Genomic DNA, 6,381 nt, shown 5'->3' with positions numbered 1-6,381 from the left:
CGTGGTTGGGTAGAGAAAGCAGACCACTGTGGTTTCTCCCTTCTTCTCCCCCCCCCGACCCTCCCCCCCCCCTTGTGTGTGGTTGGCCCCTCCCCCCCCCCCGGACCCGCGATCCCTCACCCGTCCACCGCCCAGCGCGCCGGCCTGCCCTAACCCATGCCGCGCCGAACCGCGAAGGTCTCATGTATCCCGCCGCGCCCGAGCAGGCCCCGCCGTCCCGTCCCCAGCGCACCTCAGGTCCCGCCCCGGGAGGAGGAACTCGACGCCGCGCCCCGAGCGGCGCCTTCGAACCCGCCCAGCTCGTCAGCTCCTTTCCCGAGGCGCTGCGCAAACTGCACCCCAGGGCCCTGGTCAAGAAGCCCGTGCTCTTCGTGGTGTCCGTCGGAGCCGTGCTGACCAGCCTGTCCGCGCTGCTGAACCCAACCGTGTTCACCGGGGTCATCAGCGCCTGGCTGTGGCTGACCGTCGTCTTCGCCAACCTCGCCGAGGCCGTCGCGGAGGGCCGGGGCAAGGCGCAGGCCGAGTCGCTGCGCAAGGCACGTACGGACACGGTCGCCCTGCGCCTTCTGGACTGGCGCTGGGGCACGAACCTGCGAAGCGCCCGCACCGAGGCGGTCGCCGCCACCGACCTGAAACCGCTCGACGTCGTACTCGTCGAGGCGGGCGAGATGATCCCGGCGGACGGTGACGTCGTCGACGGGGTGGCGGCCGTCGACGAATCGGCGGTCACCGGTGAGTCGGCGCCCGTCATCCGGGAGGCGGGCGGCGACCGCAGCGGCGTCACGGGCGGTACGACGGTGCTGTCCGACCGGATCGTGGTGCGCGTGAGCGCCCGTCCGGGGCACAGCTTCCTGGACCGCATGATCGTCCTGGTCGAGGGCGCGAACCGGCAGAAGACCCCGAACGAGATCGCCCTGAACATCCTGCTCGCCTCGCTGACCGTCATCTTCGTCCTGATCGTGGTCACGCTCCAGCCGATGGCCGCATACGCCGACGCGGCCCAGTCCACGACCGTCCTCGTCGCCCTCCTCGTCACCCTCATCCCGACCACCATCGGCGCCCTGCTGTCCGCGATCGGCATCGCCGGCATGGACCGCCTGGTGCAGCGCAACGTGCTGGCCATGTCCGGCCGCGCGGTGGAGGCGGCGGGCGATGTGAACACCCTCCTGCTCGACAAGACCGGCACCATCACCCTGGGCAACCGCGAGGCCGCCGCCTTCGTCCCGCTGCCCGGCATCGACGAACACCGCCTCGCGGACGCGGCCCAGCTGTCATCCCTTGCCGACGAGACCCCGGAGGGCCGCTCCGTCGTCGTACTGGCGAAGGAGAAGTACGGCCTGCGGGCGCCCGCCGAGGGCGAGTTGGCGAACGCGCGCTGGGTCGCCTTCAGCGCGCAGACCCGCATGAGCGGCGTCGACCTGCGCTGGGACAACGGCGCGCGCTGCGCGATCCGCAAGGGCGCCGCCCGGCAGGTGATCGAGTGGGTGCAGATGTACGGCGGCCACGTGCCGCCCGAGGCAGGGCACTTCGCCGACTCGGTGGCCGCGTCCGGCGGTACGCCGCTGTTGGTGGCCGTGTACGACTGGGACGGCCCGCGCGTGCTGGGGCTGATCCAGCTCAAGGACGTGGTCAAGGACGGCATCCGCGAACGCTTCGCGGAACTGCGCCGCATGGGCATCCGCACCGTGATGATCACCGGCGACAATCCGCTGACCGCCCGCGCCATCGCCAGGGAGGCAGGCGTGGACGACTACTTGGCGGAGGCGACTCCCGAGGACAAGCTCGCGCTGATCAAGCGGGAGCAGGAGGGAGGGAAGCTGGTCGCGATGACCGGTGACGGCACGAACGACGCGCCCGCGCTGGCCCAGGCGGACGTCGGCGTGGCCATGAACACCGGTACGTCGGCCGCCAAGGAGGCCGGCAACATGGTCGACCTCGACTCGAACCCGACCAAGCTCATCGAGATCGTCGAGATCGGCAAGCAACTCCTCATCACCCGGGGCGCGTTGACGACGTTCTCCATCGCCAACGACGTCGCGAAGTACTTCGCGATCATCCCGGCGCTGTTCGCGGCCGTCTACCCGGGCCTGGACAAGCTCAACATCATGGGCCTGTCCTCGCCGGACTCCGCGATCCTGTCCGCGGTCATCTTCAACGCGCTGATCATCATCGCGCTGGTGCCGCTGTCCCTGAAGGGCGTGCAGTACCGGCCGGTCAGCGCCGACAAGATGCTCCGCCGCAACCTGACCATCTACGGCCTCGGCGGTCTGATCGCGCCCTTCATCGGCATCAAGATCATCGACCTGCTCATCTCCCTCATCCCCGGGATCGGCTGATCGCCATGAACAACTCCATTACGAACACCGCCCGGTTGCTCGGGGCGGGCCTGCGCGCCCTCCTCGTGCTGACCCTGGTCACCGGCGTGATCTACCCGCTGGTGGTCACGGGTGTGGCCCAGGCGCTCTTCAACAACAAGGCGAACGGCTCGGAGGTCAAGGCGGACGGCAAGGTCGTCGGCTCCTCCCTGATCGGTCAGTCGTACAACCTGCCGCTGAAGAAGGGCCAGGAGACCCCGGAGCCGGACCTGAAGTGGTTCCAGGGCCGTCCGGCGAACGGGCTCGGCGCCAACAGCATCAACACGCAGTACAAGCTGCTGCTGTCCGGTGCCACCAACCTGTCCGCCGACAACAAGGACCTGATCCAGCAGGTCGAGGACGCCAAGGCCGCGGTCGTGAAGGACAACTCCGTGTCCGGCTACACGGTCAAGCCGTCCAACGTCCCCGCGGACGCGGTGACGTCCTCCGGCTCCGGTCTGGACCCGGACATCTCCCCGGCCTACGCAGACCTCCAGGTCCACCGGATCGCCGAGAAGAACGGCCTGACCGTCGCCCAGGTCCAGAAGCTCGTGGACGAGCACACCGAGGGCCGCACGCTCGGCTTCGTCGGTGAGCCCAGGGTGAATGTCCTGGAACTCAACATCGCGCTCAAGGCCCTCGCAGAGCAGTAGTGATGGCCTTACGTGACCCAGACGGGAGCCGGCGGCCGGGAAAGCGTCCCGGATCCGCCGGCTCCCGCCGCCATGAAGTCGGTCGCCCGCTTCCGGCGCGCACGGCCCGACGCACGACAGGAGAGGCACACACCCATGACCCGGGTGCTCGTGGTGGAGGACGACCCGCAGCTCGTACGGGCCCTCGTCATCAACTTGCAGGCACGTCAGTACGGAGTGGACGCGGCGCCCGACGGGGCAACCGCCCTCCGACTGGCGGCCGCGCGTCAGCCCGACGTGGTCCTGCTCGACCTCGGCCTGCCCGACATGGACGGCGTCGACATCATCAAGGGCCTGAGGGGCTGGAGCCGTATGCCGATCCTGGTCCTGTCCGCCCGGCAGGGCTCCGACGAGAAAGTGGCCGCACTCGACGCCGGCGCTGACGACTACATCACCAAGCCGTTCAGCATGAACGAGTTGCTGGCCCGGCTGCGGGCCGCGGTCCGCCGTACCGAGGACGCGACGCTCGTCCCCGAGACGACGCTCGTCGAGACGGCGGACTTCAGCATCGACCTGCTCGCCAAGCGGGTCGTCCGCGGCGGGCGGGACGTGCGGCTGACCCCGACCGAGTGGCATCTGCTGGAGATCCTGGTGGTCAACCCGGGCCGGCTGATCACTCAGAAGCACCTCCTCCAGGAGGTCTGGGGCGTCTCGCAGAGCAGCAAGACCAACTACCTGCGGGTGTACATGGCCCAGCTGCGCCGCAAACTGGAGACGGACCCCTCCCACCCCCGCTATCTGATCACCGAGCCCGGCATGGGCTACCGCTTCGAGGGATGACATGGCACGCGGCAAGCTTCGGATCTACCTCGGCGCGGCACCCGGCGTGGGCAAGACCTACGCCATGCTCTCCGAGGCCCACCGCCGTATCGAACGCGGCACGGACTGTGTGGTCGGCTTCGTCGAGCACCATCACCGGCCGCGCACCGAGGTGATGCTGCACGGCCTGGCGCAGATCCCCCGCAGGGAACTGGAGTACCGGGACAGCGTCTTCACCGAGATGGACGTGGACGCCGTCCTGGCCCGCCGGCCCCGGGTAGCCCTGGTCGACGAACTGGCCCACACCAACGTCCCCGGCTCCCGCAACACCAAGCGCTGGCAGGACGTTGAGGAACTGCTCGCCGCCGGCATCGACGTCATCTCCACCGTCAACATCCAGCACCTGGAGTCGCTGGGTGACGTCGTCGAGTCGATCACGGGTGTGCGGCAGCGGGAGACCGTACCCGACGAGGTCGTACGCCGGGCCGACCAGATCGAGCTGGTCGACATGTCGCCGCAGGCGCTGCGGCGGCGGATGGCGCACGGCAACATCTACAAGTCGGACAAGGTCGACGCGGCCCTCTCCAACTATTTCCGGCCGGGCAACCTCACCGCGCTGCGCGAACTGGCGTTGCTGTGGGTGGCCGACCGGGTCGACGCCTATCTCACCGAGTACCGCAGCGAGCACCGGGTCTCGACCATCTGGGGCTCGCGCGAGCGGATCGTTGTCGGCCTGACCGGCGGCCCCGAGGGGCGCACCCTGATACGGCGGGCCGCGCGGCTCGCCGAGAAGGGCGCCGGCGGCGAGGTCCTGGCCGTCTACATCTCCCGCAGCGACGGCCTCACCACCGCCTCCCCGAAGGAACTGGCCGACCAGCGCACGCTGGTCGAAGACCTCGGCGGCACCTTCCACCAGGTCGTCGGGGAGGACATACCGGTGGCCCTGCTGGACTTCGCCCGCGGGGTGAACGCCACTCAGATCGTGCTGGGCGTCTCGCGCCGCAGGAGCTGGCAGTACGCCTTCGGGCCGGGCGTCGGCGCGACGGTGGCCCGGGACTCCGGCCCGGACCTCGACGTCCACCTGATCACCCACGACGAAGCGGGCAAGGGCCGCGGACTGCCGACGGCGCGCGGGGCACGCCTGGGACGCTCCCGAGTCATCTGGGGCTGGCTCGTCGGCGTGCTGGGACCCGTCCTGTTCACCTGGCTCCTCACCAGCGCCACCCCGGACGTCGGCCTCGCCAACGACATGCTGCTGTTCCTGACCCTGACGGTGGCGGCGGCCCTGCTCGGCGGGCTCTTCCCGGCGCTGGCCTCCGCCGTGGTGGGCTCCCTGCTGCTCAACTGGTACTTCACCCCGCCCGTCCACACCCTGACCATCGCGGACCCGAAGAACATCGTCGCCATCGCGATCTTTGTGGGGGTCGCCGTGTCGGTGGCCTCGGTGGTGGACCTCGCGGCCCGCCGCACCCACCAGGCGGCCAGGCTGCGGGCCGAGTCGGAAATCCTCTCCTTCCTCGCCGGCAACGTCCTGCGCGGCGAGACCTCGCTGGAGGAACTGCTGGAACGGGTGCGCGAGACCTTCGGTATGGAGTCGGTGGCCCTGCTGGAGCGGACCGGCGAGACGGATCCCTGGACCTGTGCCGGCAGCGTGGGGCCCGAGCCCGCGGAGGAACCGGAGGACGCGGACGTCGACGTACCGGTCGGCGACCACATGGCCCTGTCCCTGCGCGGCCGGGTGCTGCCTGCCGCCGACCGCCGGGTACTGGCCGCGTTCGCCGCGCAGGCCGCGGTCGTCCTGGACCGCCAACGCCTCCTGCACGAGGCCGACCGCGCAAAGGAACTCGCCGAGGGCAACCGCATCCGGACCGCGCTGCTCGCCGCCGTCAGCCACGACCTGCGCACCCCGCTCGCCGGCATCAAGGCCGCGGTCACCTCCCTGCGCTCGCACGACGTCGAGTGGTCCGAGGAGGACCAGGCCGAGCTTCTGGAAGCCATCGAGGACGGCGCCGACCGGCTCGACCTCCTGGTCGGCAACCTGCTCGACATGTCCCGCCTCCAGACCGGCACGGTCACCCCGATCATCCGCGAGACCGACCTCGACGAGGTGGTCCCCATGGCGCTCGGCGGGGTGCCCGAGGACAGCGTGGAACTGGACATCCCCGAGACTCTGCCCATGGTCCACGTCGACCGGGGACTGCTGGAGCGGGCCGTCGCCAACGTCGTCGAGAACGCCGTCAAGTACAGCCCGACCGACGAGAGGGTCCTGGTCTCGGCGAGTGCCATCGCCGACCGGGTCGAGGTACGGGTCGTCGACCGCGGACCCGGTGTACCCGACGAAGCCAAGGAGCGCATCTTCGAACCTTTCCAGCGGTACGGCGACTCACCCCGCGGGGCGGGCGTCGGCCTCGGCCTGGCGGTCGCACGAGGCTTCGTCGAAGCCGTCGGGGGCACGCTCCACGCCGAGGACACACCCGGCGGTGGCCTCACTATGGTGCTGACCCTGCGGACGGCACCCGAGCGGACGCCGCAGCAGTCGGACCTGCCGGCGGCGGCCACGTCCTGAAGGCCGGTCC

Annotated in this window: 4 protein-coding genes; all 4 read left to right on the top strand. The window is 70.1% G+C overall.

Annotation, left to right across the window (positions count from 1 at the left end):
• The first annotated feature begins 182 nt into the window (after positions 1-182).
• The 4 genes from kdpB to ACFU95_RS28645 all read left to right on the top strand — a co-directional run bounded on the left by kdpB (position 183) and on the right by ACFU95_RS28645 (position 6,371).
• The gene (gene kdpB / locus ACFU95_RS28660; RefSeq protein WP_383832841.1) at positions 183-2,336 is read left to right on the top strand and encodes a potassium-transporting ATPase subunit KdpB; all 2,154 of its coding nucleotides are present in this window, start codon (positions 183-185) and stop codon (positions 2,334-2,336) included.
• Between the two features lie 5 nt (positions 2,337-2,341).
• Positions 2,342-3,007, top strand: coding sequence for a potassium-transporting ATPase subunit C (locus ACFU95_RS28655; protein ID WP_383832839.1), 666 nt, complete (start codon positions 2,342-2,344; stop codon positions 3,005-3,007).
• A gap of 135 nt (positions 3,008-3,142) precedes the next feature.
• Positions 3,143-3,826: a response regulator gene (locus tag ACFU95_RS28650; protein WP_383832837.1), complete on the top strand. Its 684-nt coding sequence runs from the start codon at positions 3,143-3,145 to the stop codon at positions 3,824-3,826.
• 1 nt (position 3,827) lies between these two features.
• A complete protein-coding gene (locus ACFU95_RS28645; RefSeq protein WP_383832835.1) occupies positions 3,828-6,371 on the top strand; it encodes an ATP-binding protein in 2,544 nt (847 codons plus the stop codon).
• The last annotated feature ends 10 nt before the right edge of the window (positions 6,372-6,381 follow it).

Source organism: Streptomyces sp. NPDC057623 (genome assembly GCF_042800355.1).
Classification (GTDB): domain Bacteria; phylum Actinomycetota; class Actinomycetes; order Streptomycetales; family Streptomycetaceae; genus Streptomyces.
The sequence above is the reverse complement of the archived record's forward strand: the minus strand, read 5'-3'. Positions and strand labels throughout refer to the sequence as shown.